The sequence below is a fragment of the Pseudomonas rhizoryzae genome, assembly GCF_005250615.1.
GTDB classification, from domain to species: Bacteria; Pseudomonadota; Gammaproteobacteria; order Pseudomonadales; family Pseudomonadaceae; genus Chryseomonas; species Chryseomonas rhizoryzae.
Genome location: NZ_SULM01000004.1, coordinates 1 through 15,751, shown reverse-complemented (window position 1 = coordinate 15,751; position 15,751 = coordinate 1). Strand labels below are relative to the sequence as shown.

The 15,751-nt window shown below is 65.8% G+C and carries 16 protein-coding genes; 7 read left to right on the top strand and 9 right to left on the bottom strand.

Features of this window, described 5'->3' with window-relative positions:
* Positions 1-88: 88 nt before the first annotated feature.
* Both FAZ11_RS06645 and FAZ11_RS06640 read right to left on the bottom strand, forming a co-directional pair.
* Complete coding sequence (locus tag FAZ11_RS06645; RefSeq protein WP_058773950.1) at positions 89-1,420, bottom strand: MFS transporter; 1,332 nt, start codon at positions 1,418-1,420, stop codon at positions 89-91.
* Between the two features lie 80 nt (positions 1,421-1,500).
* Positions 1,501-2,478 (bottom strand): hydroxyacid dehydrogenase, encoded by a 978-nt coding sequence (locus tag FAZ11_RS06640; protein ID WP_058773949.1) that lies wholly within the window; start codon positions 2,476-2,478, stop codon positions 1,501-1,503.
* Positions 2,479-2,693: 215 nt separating this feature from the next.
* On the opposite strand from FAZ11_RS06640, the gene FAZ11_RS06635 reads away from it, so the two are divergent.
* Entirely contained in the window at positions 2,694-3,368 is a 675-nt protein-coding gene (locus tag FAZ11_RS06635; protein ID WP_058761075.1) for an RraA family protein, read from the top strand.
* Between the two features lie 350 nt (positions 3,369-3,718).
* On the opposite strand, the gene FAZ11_RS06630 is transcribed toward FAZ11_RS06635, so the two are convergent.
* The gene (locus FAZ11_RS06630; protein ID WP_058773948.1) at positions 3,719-5,062 is read right to left on the bottom strand and encodes an MFS transporter; all 1,344 of its coding nucleotides are present in this window, start codon (positions 5,060-5,062) and stop codon (positions 3,719-3,721) included.
* 53 nt (positions 5,063-5,115) lie between these two features.
* Positions 5,116-6,036, bottom strand: coding sequence for an SMP-30/gluconolactonase/LRE family protein (locus FAZ11_RS06625; RefSeq protein ID WP_058761077.1), 921 nt, complete (start codon positions 6,034-6,036; stop codon positions 5,116-5,118).
* 206 nt (positions 6,037-6,242) lie between these two features.
* Between FAZ11_RS06625 and FAZ11_RS06620 the strand changes: the two genes are divergently transcribed.
* Genes FAZ11_RS06620 through FAZ11_RS06605 form a run of 4 tightly spaced genes read left to right on the top strand, consistent with a single transcriptional unit; the run spans position 6,243 to position 10,051 of the window.
* On the top strand, positions 6,243-7,286 hold the full coding sequence (locus tag FAZ11_RS06620) for an ABC transporter substrate-binding protein (RefSeq protein ID WP_058773947.1): 1,044 nt from the start codon (positions 6,243-6,245) through the stop codon (positions 7,284-7,286).
* 1 nt (position 7,287) lies between these two features.
* Positions 7,288-8,112 (top strand): ABC transporter ATP-binding protein, encoded by an 825-nt coding sequence (locus tag FAZ11_RS06615; RefSeq protein ID WP_058773946.1) that lies wholly within the window; start codon positions 7,288-7,290, stop codon positions 8,110-8,112.
* Positions 8,105-8,983, top strand: coding sequence for an ABC transporter permease (locus FAZ11_RS06610; protein WP_058761080.1), 879 nt, complete (start codon positions 8,105-8,107; stop codon positions 8,981-8,983). The genes FAZ11_RS06615 and FAZ11_RS06610 overlap by 8 nt, the downstream gene beginning before the upstream one ends.
* 36 nt (positions 8,984-9,019) lie before the next feature.
* Entirely contained in the window at positions 9,020-10,051 is a 1,032-nt protein-coding gene (locus FAZ11_RS06605; RefSeq protein WP_058761081.1) for an amidohydrolase family protein, read from the top strand.
* A gap of 27 nt (positions 10,052-10,078) precedes the next feature.
* On the opposite strand, the gene FAZ11_RS06600 is transcribed toward FAZ11_RS06605, so the two are convergent.
* Positions 10,079-11,314 (bottom strand): alpha-hydroxy acid oxidase, encoded by a 1,236-nt coding sequence (locus FAZ11_RS06600; protein WP_137279571.1) that lies wholly within the window; start codon positions 11,312-11,314, stop codon positions 10,079-10,081.
* A gap of 86 nt (positions 11,315-11,400) precedes the next feature.
* On the opposite strand from FAZ11_RS06600, the gene FAZ11_RS06595 reads away from it, so the two are divergent.
* Positions 11,401-12,267 (top strand): LysR family transcriptional regulator, encoded by an 867-nt coding sequence (locus FAZ11_RS06595; protein ID WP_058773945.1) that lies wholly within the window; start codon positions 11,401-11,403, stop codon positions 12,265-12,267.
* 46 nt (positions 12,268-12,313) lie between these two features.
* Here the strand turns inward: FAZ11_RS06595 and FAZ11_RS06590 are convergent, their stop codons facing one another.
* The 4 genes from FAZ11_RS06590 to FAZ11_RS06575 form a co-directional block, all read right to left on the bottom strand.
* A complete protein-coding gene (locus FAZ11_RS06590; RefSeq protein WP_058773944.1) occupies positions 12,314-13,822 on the bottom strand; it encodes a tripartite tricarboxylate transporter permease in 1,509 nt (502 codons plus the stop codon).
* A complete protein-coding gene (locus FAZ11_RS06585) occupies positions 13,822-14,283 on the bottom strand; it encodes a tripartite tricarboxylate transporter TctB family protein (protein WP_058773943.1) in 462 nt (153 codons plus the stop codon). The genes FAZ11_RS06590 and FAZ11_RS06585 overlap by 1 nt, the downstream gene beginning before the upstream one ends.
* Positions 14,271-15,224 carry a tripartite tricarboxylate transporter substrate binding protein gene (locus FAZ11_RS06580; protein WP_058767882.1) on the bottom strand — a complete coding sequence of 318 codons (954 nt, stop codon included), beginning with the start codon at positions 15,222-15,224 and terminating at the stop codon, positions 14,271-14,273. The genes FAZ11_RS06585 and FAZ11_RS06580 overlap by 13 nt, the downstream gene beginning before the upstream one ends.
* 194 nt (positions 15,225-15,418) lie before the next feature.
* Positions 15,419-15,622 (bottom strand): hypothetical protein, encoded by a 204-nt coding sequence (locus FAZ11_RS06575; RefSeq protein ID WP_058773942.1) that lies wholly within the window; start codon positions 15,620-15,622, stop codon positions 15,419-15,421.
* Between FAZ11_RS06575 and FAZ11_RS06570 the strand changes: the two genes are divergently transcribed.
* The coding region (locus tag FAZ11_RS06570) for a thiamine pyrophosphate-binding protein (RefSeq protein WP_137283163.1) at positions 15,621-15,751 on the top strand (131 nt) is incomplete at its 3' end. The two genes, FAZ11_RS06575 and FAZ11_RS06570, sit on opposite strands and share 2 nt — an antisense overlap.

Genomic DNA, 15,751 nt, shown 5'->3' with positions numbered 1-15,751 from the left:
CTGCCGGCCGCTGGGGCCGGCAGTGAGCAGTGCTTGGCTGAGTCGTGAAGCCGCCGACGTGCGGTCGGCAGCCTTTGCAGCGGAGCCGCTAACCGGCGTTGGTCGCTACGGTCTGGGCTTCTGCCTTGGCCCGCGCGGCCTTGCGGCCCATGACCAGCACCAGCAGGCCACTGATGGCGCACAGGGTAGCCAGCGGCAGTACCGCCAGGGCGTGGCTGTGGGTCGCGCCATGGATGGCGCCATAGACGTTGACCATCACCCCGCCCCCGATCAGGTTGGCCAGGGCACCGATGGCGGCCAGGCCGGCGGCGGCGGTGGACGACGACAGCCAGCCCGACGCCAGCGCCCAGAACGGGCCCTTCATCGAGTAAGCCCCGATCAGTACCAGGCTCAGCAGGATCACCGTGGAGGTCAGGGACGAGGTGAACATGCCCAAGAACAATCCCACGGAGATCAGCAGCAGGGTGACCGAGGTGTGCCAGCGGCGCTCGCCACTCCGATCCGAGCTACGGCCCCAGAGGATCATCGCCACGGACGCCAAGCCATAGGGAATGGCATTGGTCAGGCCGATCTGCAGGTTGGACAGGCCGAAGGTCTTGAGCAGTTGCGGTGCCCAGACGCTCATGGTGGTACCGGCCGCCGACGCACCGGAATAGATCAGCGCCATGACCCAGATGTCCTTGTGTTTGAGCAGTTGCCACAGGGAAATATGGCCAATGCTGGTCTTGCGCCCGCGCTCCTCGGCCAGCTTGAGGGTCAGCCAGTTGCGCTGTTCGTCGCTCAGCCACTTGGCCTGTTCCGGGCGATCGGTGAGCACGAACAGACAGGCCACGCCCAGCAGCACCGCCGGGATGCCTTCCAGGATGAACAGCCAGTGCCAGCCGCGCATGCCCATCCAGCCATCCAGGCTCAGCAGCAGGCCCGAGAGCGGTGAACCGAGGAAGTTGGCGCCCGGGATCGCCACCATGAACAGGGCGACCATGCGCGCTCTATAGTTGGAGGGCAGCCAGTAGGTGAGGTACAGCAACACGCCGGGGAAGAAGCCAGCTTCCGCGGCGCCCAGCAGGAAGCGCATCACATACAGGGAGTTGGCCCCCTGGACGAAGGCGGTGCCGGCCGAGATCAGGCCCCAGGTGATCATGATCCGGGCGATCCAGATGCGCGCGCCGAAGCGTTGCAGCGCCAGATTGCTCGGCACCTCAACCAGGAAATAGGAAAAGAAGAACAGGCTGCTGGCGAAACCGAAGATCGCCGGCGTCAGGCCGAGATCCTTGTTCATCTCCAGCGAGGCCATGCCGATGTTGCCGCGGTCGATGATGGCGATGAGGTAGCAGACGATCAGGAACGGCAGGATGCGCCAGGCAACGCGGCGCATGGTGCTGCGTTCCAGTTCGCTGATCTCGGGCGTGGAAGAGGTCATTCAGGCTCTCCGTCTTATTGTTGTGGAGATAGACGTGGCGGGCGGTTCCGGGAGGAAGACCGCCCGCCCTGAAGCGAGAATCAGGCCGCGATGAGGTGACGATTGACCACGGCGCGCGATTCTACGTTCTTACCGTTCCAGTGATCGAGCACCTGCTGCACCGCCACCAGACCGACCCGGTCGCGGGCTTCGGTGGTGTTGGCGCCCACGTGGGGGGTCGCCACCAGGTTGGTGAGGCCCCACAGAGCGCTATCCGCTGGCGGCGGCTCGGGATGGAAGGTATCCAGGCCGGCACCGGCGATCTGGCCGTCGCGCAACGCGGCTACCAGCGCCTGGGTATCGATCAGCTCACCGCGGGCGGTGTTGATCAGCAGGCTGCCGGGACGCATGCGAGCGAACTGGGCGGCGCCGAACAGGTGGCGGTTGGCCTCCGTCAGCGGGCAATGCAGGCTGATGACGTCGCACTCGGCCAACAGGTTATCGAAGCTCTCCTCGCGCTGCACGTGATCCCGCACCGGCAGGCTCTGGAGATAGGGATCGTAGACCCGCACCTGCATCCGCAGGGGCGCCACCAGGTCCATCAGCACGCTGCCGATGGAACCCAGGCCCACCAGGCCGAGGGTCTTGCCGAACAGCTCGGTGCCATTGGACTGGGCCTTGTCCCAGTGCCCGGCGTGCATCCGTGCATTCAGCCAAGGCGTTTGCCGAGCGACGCTGAACATCAGGGCGAAGGCGTGCTCAGCCACCGACTGGGCATTGGCGCCCAGGGCGATGGTGACCGGAATGCCCCGGTCGGCGGCCGCCTGCAGGTCGATGGTGTCGTAGCCGACGCCATGCTTGGCAATGATCTCGAGTTTGGCCGAGGCCTCGATCATCTCGCGGGTCAGCTTGCCCTGGCGGACGATGATGGCGTCGGGCTGTTCCTTGCGGATCAGCGCGACCAGTTCGTCTGCGGGCATGTAGGGCTGGGTCGGCACGACGCGGATGCCATGGGCGGCAGCCAGGGCCATGGCGTCGGGAGCGAGTTCAGGGCCGGTGAGGAGCAGGGTGCGGGTCATGTGGGTAGTCCCTTGTTGTTATGACGTCGTCCGTCGAGCGGACAGCCAGAAAGGCAGGCTTTGACCTTAGCATAATGGAACAGCGTTGCAATACTAGACGTAACGAGGAATTTATTAACGAGCATCCGGCCATTGAATGTTTAAAAAAGAAATGCCATTCTGAAATTCAACACCCGCTCCAGCGGCATCCAACAAAGCCCACAAGAGAAATGCCCATGACCATCGGATTCAGAGTTCTCAATGCCCAACGCAAGGTCGCAGCCGAATGGGTCGCGCGTTACCGTGAGGTTCCGGTCGCCAACGTCAGCGACTCCATGAACCGCATGACCGCCGGCGGCTCGCGCCTGCGCCCCATGCACCGCCAGGGCGTGCTGGCCGGCCCGGCGCTGACCGTGAAGGCGCGCCCGGGCGACAACCTGATGCTGCACTACGCCCTGGACATCGCTCAGCCGGGTGACGTGATCGTGGCCGATGCCGGCGGCGACCTGACCAATGCCCTGATCGGCGAGATGATGGTGGCCTATGCGATCAAGCGCGGCGTGGCCGGCATCGTCATCAATGGCGCCATCCGCGATGCCGCCAACATCGGCGCGGGCGATTTCCCCATGTTCGCTGCCGGCATCTCCCACCGCGGCCCCTACAAGGATGGTCCGGGCGAGATCAACGTCCCCATCGCCATCGATGGCATGGTCATCGAGCCGGGTGATCTGATCATCGGCGACGACGATGGCCTGCTCTGCGTGCCCTACGATCAGGTCGCCGAGGTCTATGACCGCGCCGCCGCCAAGCACGCCGCCGAAGAGAAGCAGATGCGGCAGATCGCCGAAGGCACCAATGACCGCAGCTGGGTCCTGGAATCGCTCAAGAAGAAAGGCTGCGCCCTGCCCTAGTCGTCTTCCTGTCCAGCCCGTATAGCTTGGGCTGGACCGCTGCCCCCCGAAACGCCCGCTGCCCGCAGCGGGCGTTTTGCATTCAGGAGCGGTAACGTCACGCGGGGCGGTCGCCGCGCCCCAACTCCCTTACCTATTGGCGAGTGCCTGGATAGCCTGACTGGACCAGAGCGTTCGAGCGGTCGCGCATGTCCTCTTCAGCGAGCGACAGCGGCCCCTCTTCTTCGTGAGTGATGACTACAGGAGCACCCGTCGCGCCTGGCGCCGGCCACAGCATCCAGGAGACCGGTGCCAGACCCGCACAAGCAGAAGGCGGCTCCTGGCCGCCTTCTTTTTCGCTCAATCCAGACTCAGGTGCGCAGCGGCACCTCGCCGCCGGTCTTGACCGGTGCCCGCCGACTCGGATCGCCCAGCCAGAGCATCAGCACCATACCCAGCACCATCACCGAGGCCACCACATAGAAGGGACCGGAGTAACTCTGGGTCGCATCCTTGACCAGGCCGATGGCGAAGGGCCCGACGAAGCCACCCAGGTTGCCGATGGAGACGATCATCGCCAAGCCACCCGCCGCGGCTCGACCGGTCAGGAAGCTGGAGGGAATGGCCCAGAAGGTCGCCTGGAAGGACAGGATGCTGGCCACCGCCACGCTCAGGCAGCTCATGCGCAGCAGCGGATCGGCCGACAGCGCGGCGCCTATCAGGCCGCAGGCAGCCAACCCCAGGGCGCCGGCCACATAGGGCAAGCGCTGGCTGCTCAGGTTGGCCTGGCGGGCCCAGAGCGTCATGGCGATGGCGCCGAGCACATAGGGGATGGTAGCCACCAGCCCCACGGTGGTGTTCTGCATGCCCAGGCTCTTGATGATCTGCGGCATCCAGATGCCGATGCCCACGGAGCCGACGATGCCGCAGAAGTTGATGGCGGCCAGCACGAAGACCTTGGGATTGGTCAGGGCAGCGCGCAGCGTGGAGCCATGGGCCGCGCCGATCTCGCGCTGTTCGCGGGCCAGTCGCTCGGTCAGCCAGGTGCGCTCGCGGGTCGACAGCCAGCGCGCCTTGGCGGGCGAATCCACCAGCACGAACAGGCAGAGGATACCCAGCAACACCGCCGGCAGGGCTTCCACTATCAGCAGGAATTGCCAGTTCTTCAGCCCCATGAAGTCGTGGATGTCCAGCAGCAAGCCCGACAGCGGCGAGCCGATGATGTTGGCGGTCGGGATGCCCAGCAGGAAGGCGGCGGTCGCCTTGGCGCGCCATTTCCCGGGGAACCAGTAGGTGAAGTAGAGGTAGACCCCCGGGGTGAAGCCGGCCTCGGCCACCCCCAGCAGGAAGCGCAGGATACTGAAGCTGACCGGGCCGGTGGCGAAGGCCGTGGCCATGGAGATCAGGCCCCAGGTGATCATGATCCGGGCGATCCAGATCCGCGCGCCGAAGCGCTGCATGAGCAGGTTGCTGGGAATCTCGAAGATGAAATAACCGAAGAAGAACAGACCCGCTGCCCAGCCGAACATGGTCGCCGTGAGGCCCAGGTCCTTGTTCATGCTGATGGCGGCGAAGCCGACGTTGGTGCGATCCAGGTAGCTGATCACGTAGCAGGCAAAGATGAAGGGCAGGATGCGCCACAGGACACGCCCGAGCAGTTGTTCGCCTTCCGCATCGGTCAAGGGCGGCTGTGCCCCCGGATAGGTCTGACTCATGGATAACCTCTGTTGTAATTATTGTGGTGCTGATAGGGGCGCCGGAGCGCCGTTTACAGGTGCGAGAACAGGGGTAGGCCCCGTACGCCGGTCTCCACCCGCAGGATGCTGCCGGTCTCGGATTCGGTGATGAACAGGCTGCGCCCCTCGGGGCCGCCGAAGGCCAGGTTGGTGTTGCTGATGCCGGCGCAGGATTTCAGCCGGGCCAGCGGCTCGGCCACCGGCGACAACTGCCAGACCGAGCCGAAGCCGGTATGGGCGATATAGAGATTGCTCTCCTCATCCAAGGCCAGACCGTCCGGACCAGCGAGCCCACCATGCAGCTGGGCGAAGACGCCGACCTTGCCGATCAGCGGACCATTGCCCAGCGGGATGCGCCAGATCTGCTGCGCTCGGGTCACCGCCAGCAACAGGTGGTTGAACCGCGGATCGAAGACGATGCCATTGGGGCTGGGCACGGTGCCCAGTAGGCAACTGAGCTGGCCGTCGGCGCCCAGGCGATAGACCCGACCGCTGGCGTCCTGCAAGCCGGTCTGGCCCTGATCGGTGAAGTAGAGATCCCCAGCCGGCGAGAACACCAGATCGTTCACGCCCTTGAAGCCTTCCGAGCCGGCGCTGCCCAGCAGCGTTTCCACCTCGCCGCGCAGCGGATCGAGCAGCAGGATCCCGCGCTTGTAGTCGGCGATGAAGATGCGGCCGTCACGATGGATCTTCAGGCCATTGGGCCAGCCGTCGTATTCGCAGACCAGCTCCCACTCACCCTGGGGGTCGATGCGGAAGATGCGCCCATTGGGGATATCGGTGACGTAGAGATTGCCCTGACGATCGAAGGACGGCCCTTCCAGGAAGGAGTCGATGGCCCGCCCCTGGCGGTTGGCATCGGCCCAGGCCGTGCGCTTCGCCTGGCGATAGCGATCGGGTAGGCGGGTGAAGACGGTGGTTTCCAGCGTCGGCGGCGCGGCGAAGAAGCTCATGAACAAGCACCTGAGAGAGCTCGAAGTCTCCCCGAGGAAACCGAGGCTTCGAGATATTGTTATTTGCGGAATAGCGTTCCAAAAATAAAACAGCCGAAGCCAATTGCAAGCGAAAATTTCGCAAAAACACAGCACCCCTTGACAGGACTGGCTTTTACTCATACCAATAAAAGAAATGGCATTTCAAAAATAACAAGGAGAACGCCATGCTGCAGCCGTCCGGCCGCTCGTCCCGTCCCGCCCTGCGCCAGTTCGCCCGCGTCCTGGGCCTGGCCGCCAGCCTCACCCTCGGTAGCGTCTTGCCCGCCCAGGCGCAGACCGAACAGACCCAGGTCACCCTGGCCATCCAGTACGGCTACGCCTATCTACCCGTGACCATCGCCGACAAGCTGGGCTTCTTCCGCGAGCAGGCCAAGGCCGCCGGCCAGCCCGACACCCAGTTCGAGATCAAGCGCATCAGCGGCTCGCCGGCGATCAACGACGCCCTGATCAGCGGCAACATCGACATCGGTGGCTACGGCCTGCCCGGCACCCTGGTGGCCTGGCAGAAGACGCAGAAGTCCCTCGACATCCGCGCGCTCTGCGCCCTGGTCGCCGGCGATAATGCGCTGTTCGTCAACGACCCCTCGATCAAGTCGCTCAAGGACTTCAAGCCCGACCAGAAGATCGCCGTGAGCTCCCCCACCGGCCAGCAAGCCCTGCTGCTGCAGATGGCCGCCGAACGCACCTTCGGCCCCGGCCAGGCGCACCGGCTGGACAACCTGATGGTGGCCCTGCCCCATCCCGACGCCACCGCCAGCCTGCTCAACAAGGCCGGGATCACCGGTTACATCGGCCCCAACCCCTATAGCTACCTACTGGCCCGGGACGCCAAGGTCACCAAGCTGTTCGACTTCTCCAAGGAACTCGACCTGCGCATGACCAGCGGGGTGCTGACCACCACCGGCAAGTTCGTCAAGCGCAACCCGGCGCTCAGCGCCGCGGTGGTCGCCGCCATCGGCCAAGCCCAGGACTTCATCAAGGCCGAGCCGCGCAAGGCCGCCGAACTCTTCCTGCAGTCCGAGCCCTCCAGCCTGAGCCTCGATCAGGTGGAAGAGATGCTGCGCGGCGTCAGTGGCGAATGGTCGGTGCAGCCCATCGGCGTCATGACCCTGGCCGACTTCATGGTCCGCAGTGGTGCCCTCAAGGAAGCACCGCAACGCTGGCAGCAGGTCTTCTTCGATCCCGTGGCCAGCGGCGAGGGCAACTGAGATGAATGCCGTACCGACCTCCGCTCCCACCGCCGTACCGGATGCCGCTGCCTGCCTGCTGCAGGTCGACAACGTGACCCTGCAATACAAGACCCGCGAGCAGCTGATCACCGCGACCCACCAGGTCTCCTTCGCGGTCCGCGAATATGATCGTTTCATCCTGCTCGGCCCCTCGGGCTGCGGCAAATCCAGCCTGCTCAAGAGCGTCGCCGGCTTTCTCGAGCCGGCGGCGGGCCACATCCGCCTCCAGGGCAAGGACGTGCGCGAGCCCGGCCCGGATCGCATGATGGTGTTCCAGGAATTCGACCAGTTGATGCCCTGGAAGACCGTGCTGGGCAACATCCTCTTCCCGCTCCAGGAAACCCGGCGCTTCCCCGCCGCCGAATTGCGCGACCGCGCTCGGGCTGCGGCGGTCAAGGTGGGCCTGGAGAAGTTCGTCGACGCCTATCCGCACCAGCTCTCCGGTGGCATGAAGCAGCGCGTGGCCATCGCCCGCGCCCTGGCCATGGAGCCGGCGATCCTGCTGATGGACGAACCCTTCGCCGCCCTCGATGCCCTCACCCGGCGGCGCATGCAGGAGGAATTGCTCGGGCTGTGGGAGCAGTCACCCTTCACCCTGATGTTCGTCACCCACTCCATCGAGGAGGCCATCCTGCTCGGCTCGCGCATCCTGGTGCTCAGCCCCCATCCCGGCCAGGTCCGTGCCGAGCTGGATGCCAGCCAGTACGGCTTCCGCCAGCAGGGCGCGGCCGGCTTCACCGCCTTCCACCAGCGCATCAGCCAGATGCTGTTCGGCCCCAGCGCCAGCGAGACCACCCATGACTAAGCCCGCCGTCGTTCTGCAGCCGCGCCCAGACTTCGAGTACACCCCGGTCGCCCCCGGCCAGGTCGGCGATATCGCCCGCCGCCTGGGTCTGGCGGAGCGCCTGTTCGCCCAGGCAGCGGTGCGCCGCACCCTGGTGCTGATCGCCCTGGCCATCATCTGGGAGGTCTATGCCCGCTACCTAGACAACCCGCTGATGTTCCCGACCTTCAGCGACACCGTGGTGGCGCTGTGGACCGACCTGGTCAATGGCGCCCTGCCGCTGGCGGTGCTCAGCTCGCTCAAGGTGCTGATGGTGAGCTATGGCCTGGCCATCGCCCTGGCCATGCTGCTGACCACCCTGGCCGTGTCGACCCGGGTGGGCACCGACATCCTCGCCACCCTCACCGCCATGTTCAATCCGCTGCCGGCCATCGCCATCCTGCCGCTGGCCATGCTCTGGTTCGGCCTCGGTGTGCAGAGCCTGATGCTGGTCATCGTCCATTCGGTGCTCTGGGCGGTGGCGCTCAACACCTACTCGGGCTTTCTGTCGGTCAGCCAGACCCAACGCATGGCCGGGCGCAACTACGGCCTGCGCGGCATCCGCCTGGTGGCCAAGGTGCTGATCCCGGCGGCGGTCCCCTCGATCCTCGCCGGCCTGAAGATCGGCTGGGCCTTCGCCTGGCGTACCCTGATCGCTGCCGAGCTGGTGTTCGGCGTCTCCGGCAACTCGGGTGGCCTGGGTTGGTACGTCTTCCAGCACCGCAATGCCCTGGAGACCTCCAACGTCTTCGCCGGCCTGCTGATGGTCATCATCATCGGCCTGGTGGTGGAAGGCCTGGTGTTCCGCAGCATCGAGGTGCTCACGGTACGCCGCTGGGGCATGCAGAATTGAGCGGCAGCGTGCCAGCCATCAAGGGGAGTCATCGCCATGACTGACGCCCCGCCCTCCCCCCACGCCCCGGTCCGCGAGGCCTGGCTGGCCCAGGTCCAGGAGCCGATCCTGGAGCCCGAGCTGCCCATCGTCGACGCCCACCATCACCTCTGGGACCGCCCCGGCCAGCGCTACCTGCTGCCCGAGTACCTGGCGGATACCAACGGGGGGCATCGCATCCTGGCCTCGGTCTATGTGCAGTGCCGCTCGATGTACAGCGCGGATCGCGCGGCGCCCTTCGACGCCGTGGGTGAAGTGGAATTCGCCGCCGGCATCGCGGCCCAGAGCGCCAGCGGTCTCTACGGCGAGAGCCGGCTATGCGCCGCCATCGTCGCCGGCGCCGATCTTTGCCAGGGCGAGGGGGTCGTCCCGGTCCTGGAAGAGATGCAGGCCCGCAGCGGCGGACGCCTGCGCGGCATCCGCAACGCCACCGCCTGGCATGCCGATCCACGGCTGGTGTCCAATCCACGGCCACCGCCGGCGGGCATCCTCATGGCGGACCGCTTCCACGAAGGCGTGGCCTGTCTCGCCCGCCATGACCTGTCGCTGGATATCTGGGCGTACCACACCCAGCTGGACGAGGTGCTCGCCCTCGCCCGGAAATTCCCCGACCAGCCCATGGTGCTCAATCATTTCGGCGGCCCCCTGGGCGCCGGCCCCTATGCGCAGCAGCGCCAGGCGGTGTTCCAGAGTTGGTCTCGCGCCATCCGGGAGCTGTCCCGCTGCAGCAATCTGCGCCTGAAGCTGGGTGGCCTGGGCATGAAGGTCGGCGGTTTCGCCTTCGATGAAAGGGCCACGCCACCCAGCTCAGCGGAGCTGGCGGAGCTGTGGCGGCCCTATGTACTGACCTGCGTGGAAGCCTTCGGCGCCGAGCGCTGTCTGTTCGAAAGCAACTTCCCCGTGGACAAGGGCATGTTCTCCTACGGGGTGCTGTGGAACGCCTTCAAGCGCCTGACCCAGGGGTGGAACAAGGATGACCGGGCAGCGCTGTTCAGCGGCACGGCCAAGGCTATCTACCGGATTTCCTGAGCCGCCCCTGCTGGCGAATGGCGGCTGTTAGCGAAGGATCCGCAGGCTGTCCCGCCGGACGTCGCTGGGTTGCTGGATCCCCAGCAGCGCCATATTGCGCGCCACCTCTGTCGCCAGGATGCCGATCGCATGCTTGATGCCGGGTTGGCCGCCCACGGCGCCCGCGTAGTTCATCGGCCGGCCGATGAAGACGAATTTCGCCCCCAGCGCGAGCGCCATGAGGACGTCATGGCCTCGACGAAAGCCGCTGTCGATCATCACCGGGTAGTCCGGCCCGACCGCCTTGACCACCTGCGGCAGGATGACGAGAGGAGCGAGGCTGCCGTCCAACTGGCGCCCGCCATGGTTGGAGACGATGACGCCATCCGCACCGGACTCCCGGGCGCGCACGGCATCTTCCGGCGCGAGGATGCCCTTGACCACCAGAGTGCCCGGCCAGTGGCGGCGGATCAGCTCCAGGTGGCGCCAACTCAGGTGATCGCGGGCGCCGAAATCGCGCAGCACATTGGCCGATACGATGGGCGCGCCGCGGCCGACGCCGGAGTTCTCGAAGTGCGGCATGCCCCGCCGGAGCAGAGTGCGCAAGGCGGTACCCAGCAGCCAGCGCGGATGGGTGATGCCTTCCCACGCCAGGTGCAGATCCGGCTTCAGCGGCGTGGAAAAGCACGCGCGAATCAGATTCTCCCGATTGGCCGACACCGGCACGTCGGCGGTGACCACCAGCGTCTTGAAACCCGCCGCCTGCACGCGCTCGACGAGGGCCAGGATCTTGGCATCCTCGCCCGGTACATAGGCCTGGAACCAGGCGTCGGGATTTTCCCGGATCACCTCCTCCATCGGCAGCAGAGAGGAACCGCTCATGATCGCCGGGATGTTGGCCTCCCTCGCCGCCCGGGTCTGGATCAGGTCGCCCTCGAAGGCGGTCAGGGCGCTGATGCCCATGGGCGCGATGCCGAAGGGCGCGCTGTAGCGCCGCCCCAGGAGGGCGGTTTCCAGGCTGCGCGCGGAGGTATCGGTGAAGGCGCGCGGAACCCAGGCATAGCGGTCGAATCCGGCGCGATTGCCGCGCAGCGATTTCTCCTGCTCGGCGCCGCCGCTGACATAGGCGAACAGCGGCTTGGGCAGAAGGCGCCGCGCGGCCACCTCGAAGTCATCCAGCGAGAGGATGGCGTGCAGGCGCCGGGGTATTCGATAGGCGCTGCTGCCCTTGGGCAGGGTATGGGAAGCCAAGGGGTAGTCTTGCAGTCGGCTGGTCTGAGTCATGGGCGGGCCCTGTCGTTTTGGCCAGCATAGGCGCCGTACCCGCGAAGAAAAGTTATTCTTTGTCGCGCCAAAGACGAGAAAATCTCATGAAACTCGAAGCCTTCATGACCCTGCGGGCGGTGCTGGAGCGCGGTTCCTTCGCGGCGGCCGCGGAAGCGGTGAATCTGACGCCCAGCGCGGTCAGCCTGCAGATCAAGCAGCTGGAGGCCTACTTCGGCCAGGCGCTGTTCGACCGCTCGGGACGCGCGGTCCAGCCCACCCCCTTCGCGCTCCAGCTACTGGATACAGTGGCTCGGCCCCTGGTGGAGATCGAGAATCTACGCAACCAGCGCGCCCTGCCCTTGACCGGTCGTGTCCGCCTGGGGGTGACGGGGTCGATCCTGACGACGCTGCTGCCGAAGGCGGTCGCCGACCTGCACAGGCGTGCACCGGGCATCACCCTGCAGCTGGAGAGGAACGACACGCCCGAGCTGATCGCGGCGCTGAAGGCGGATCGCCTGGATGCGGCCATCCTGGTCCGGCCACCGGGCGGCGGCTCGGCTCGCCTGCATTGGCAGGATCTGCTCCAGGAGCCCCTGGTGCTGGTCGTGCCGGCGCAGCTGGAGCCCCAGGCGCCCGAGCATTATCTGCAGCGGTATCCCTGGATTCGGCTGGATCGCAAACTGGTGGTCGGCCGGCTGGCGGCCCGCTTCGTCGACGGCCTGGTGCCGCAGCGCGAGGCGCTGCTGGACGTGCCCAGCGCCGATGCCATCATCGCCATGGTCGGCCTGGGTCTGGGCGTCTCGGTACTGCCCCGGCTGCGCCCGGAACACCTGGGCACCTATCCGGTACGCGAGGTCTCCCTCGGCGCAGCGGCCCCCAGGCGCCAGCTGTCCATGGCGCGGCGCAAGCAGGATTCCGAGAATGCCCTGCTCGATACCATCGCCCAGGCCTTCGCCGTCGCCTGCCGCTAGCGCCGTAACAAGGGGGGGCGAGCACAGCGCGTCGCCCCCTCCCCACTCAGGCCTCTTCCTCCTGGAAGGCTTCTTCCCGCTTCCGGCGAAAGGCCGGCAACACCATCATCACCAGCAGGATGGCCGAGGCGGCGAACAGGGTGGCACTGATCGGCCGCTGGACCAGTACGGCCGGGTCACCCTGGGAGATCAGCAGGGCGCGTCTCAGGTTGGTTTCCAGCAAGGGGCCGAGGACGAAGCCCAGCAACAGCGGACCCGGCTCGCACCTGGCCTTGCGGAACAGGTAGCCCAGCAGGCCGAAGATGATCACCAGGGCCACGTCGAAGCCACGGTTGTTGACGCTGTACACCCCAACGCAGCAGAACAGCAGGATGGCCGGGAACAGCAGCCGATACGGTACCTGCAGCAGCCGCACCCAGACGCCGATGAGCGGCAGGTTGATGACCAGCAGCATCAGGTTGCCGATCCACATGCTGGCGATCAGGCCCCAGAACAGCGCCGGCTGGTTGGTGATCACCGAAGGACCGGGAGTGATGCCGTGGATCATCATGGCGCCGAGCATCATGGCCATGATCGAGTTGGACGGGATGCCCAGGGTCAGCAGCGGAATGAAGGACGACTGGGCCCCGGCGTTGTTGGCCGACTCCGGCGCGGCAACGCCCTCCACCATTCCAGTACCGAACTGCTCCGGCGTCTTCGACACCTTCTTTTCCAGCGAATAGGCACTGAAGGCGCTCAGGGTCGCACCGCCGCCCGGCAGTACGCCGAGGAAGGTGCCCAGGGCAGTACCGCGCAGGGTGGCCGGCCAGGCCCTGCGGAAGTCCTCGCGGGTGGGCCACAGGCGGGTGATCTTGCCGGCGAGGGAGCCGCGGGCTTCGCGGGATTCCAGGTTGACGGCGATCTCGGCGATGCCGAACAGACCCACCGCGATCACCACGAAATCGATGCCGTCGTAGAGATCGGTGGAACCGAAGGTCAGGCGCGTGGTGCCGCTGCTCACGTCCATGCCCACCATGCCGAGCAGCAGCCCCAGGCAGACCATGCCGACCGCCTTGATCACCGAGCCACTGGCCAGGATGGTCGCCGCCAACAGGCCGAAGACGGTGAGCGCCACGTATTCCGCCGGCCCGAAGGACAGGGCGAAACGCGACAGCACCGGCCCGGCCACCGCCAGGGCCACGGTGGCGACGGTACCGGCGAAGAAGGACGCCAGGGCGGCAGTGGCGAGCGCTGCACCCGCGCGCCCCCGCTTGGCCATGGCATGGCCGTCCAGCGCCGTGACCACCGCCGAGGCCTCGCCCGGCAGATTGACCAGGATCGCCGTGGTCGAGCCACCGTACTGGGCGCCGTAGAAGATGCCCGCCAGCATGATCAGGGCCGCGAGCGGCGGCAGGAAATAGGTAATCGGCAGCAGGATCGCCACCGTCGCCGTGGGGCCGATGCCGGGCAGCACGCCGATGAGGGTCCCCAGCAGGGCGCCGATCAGGCAGAAGGCCAGGTTGGTCGGACTCATGGCTTCGGAGAAGCCCAGGTAGAGCGCGTCGAAGAACTCCATCAGAAAGGCCCCACACGCATTTGGACATCCAGTCCATAGATGAAGACCAGCACGCCGAATACCGTCAGCACCACGCTGGAGATCAACACTTCACGCAGCCGCCACTCGCGGTCGGCCATGCTGCCGAAGATCACCAGCCCAGCGGCCGCGACGATGAAGCCGGCGTACTCGGCGGCCAGGGCGAAGCCACCGACCGACGCCAGCAGGATCAGCAAGGGCCGGAGCTGCACGGCGCCGATGGGCTCCGCGTGCTGCCACAAACCCAGCAGGCCGATGACGACGCCGAGGATGATCACCAGCGAGCCGACCAGGACCGGTAGATAGCCCGGCCCCATCATGGCCGCACTGCCGAACGGCAGGTCCTTCGACGACCAGAGCACCAGCGCCCCCAGGCCGATGAAGATGGCACTGGCGAGCAAGTCGGGGCGGCTGCCGCGCGCTTCGCGCTTCACTGCACCCATGGCGAGACGCTCCACAGCTTCTGGTAGCCCTCGAGCTGCGCGGGCATCTGGGCCGTCCAATCCTCACCGGACAGGTAGGCGAGCGGTAGCGACAGATCCTGGGCCTGCTTGACGAAGGCCGGATCCTCGATGACCTCCTTCACCGCCTGGGCCATCCGCTGCTCGATAGCCTCGGGCACGCCGGACGGTGCGGCGATGCCCCGCTCCGAAGTCATGACCAGGTCCACACCCTGTTCCTTGGCGGTGGGCAGGTTGGGCTGCTGCGGCATGCGCTCGGTGGCGAATTGCGCCAGCACGCGGAAGTCGTCGTCGGCATTCATCTCGCTGATGTTCTGGCCGGCCGCGCTGATATGGCCACCCATCAGCGCCGTGCGCGACTCGGACGCGCCACTGAAAGGCACGTGGGTGAGCTTGATGTCGGTCAGCTGCTGCAGCTCCACCATCATCAGGTGGTCATCCGTGCCGACGCCGGAGGTGCCGACCGAGAACTTCCCGGGCGCCGCCTTGGCGGCCGCGGTGAAGTCGGCCAGGGTCTTGTAGGGGGAATCCTTGGGTACCGCCAGCACGGTGGGATCATCGACGATGCGCGCCACGGGGCGAATCTTCGCCGGATCGTAGCCGACCTTGCGCTGCACGCGGGTGCTCAGGAAGCCGGGGGTATTGATGAAGGCGAAGGTGTAGCCGTCGGGCTTGGCCTTGCTCAGCATGGTGTAGGCGATCTCGCCCGCCGCGCCGGGGCGGTTGACGATGACGATCTTCGCGCCCAGGCGCTTCTCCAGGTAGGGCTGCATCGCCCGGGCCATGACATCGGTGCTGCCACCAGGGGCATAGGCGACCAGAAACTCGATGGGCCGATCTTCCGGCCAGGCGGCCTGGGCGCTGAAGGAGCTGAGGGACAGCGCCAGGAAGGAGGCAAGCACACCACTCGCGGTCTTGGTCATAGATAGCTCTCTATTGTTTTTGTTGGAATTGACGTGACCAGGCAGCAAGCGCGACATCGGCTAGGGCGACGCTGCCAATGTCGGCGTGAGGTGATCACGGGATAGCGCTTCCGGCCGTACTGAAAAACCCTCCAGCCGGTCGCCATGAAACCAAGATAATGGAATGCCATTTCGTAAACGAGGCAAAGAAGGGACTACTTTGCCGAAAATTCGTAACCAAAAAAGACATACTCGCCCCCATAGGACCTTGCCAAGGGGGCGAGTCGGACCCCTGCGACAGCCAAAAAAATCCATTTTGAAATGACATTTCTTTTTAAAAGATCGATCATAAGTGCCTCTGGCTTTACCCAATAGCCTGGAACGCCCTTCCCCATCTCGACAAGGAATACAAGACTCATGATGAAGGCCTCCGACCTGGTCGTTCGCTGCCTGGAAAACGAGGGTGTGGAATACATCTTCGGCATCCCCGGCGAAGAGAACCTGGACCTGCTGGAATCCCTGCGCAACTCCTCGCAGATCAAGCTGAT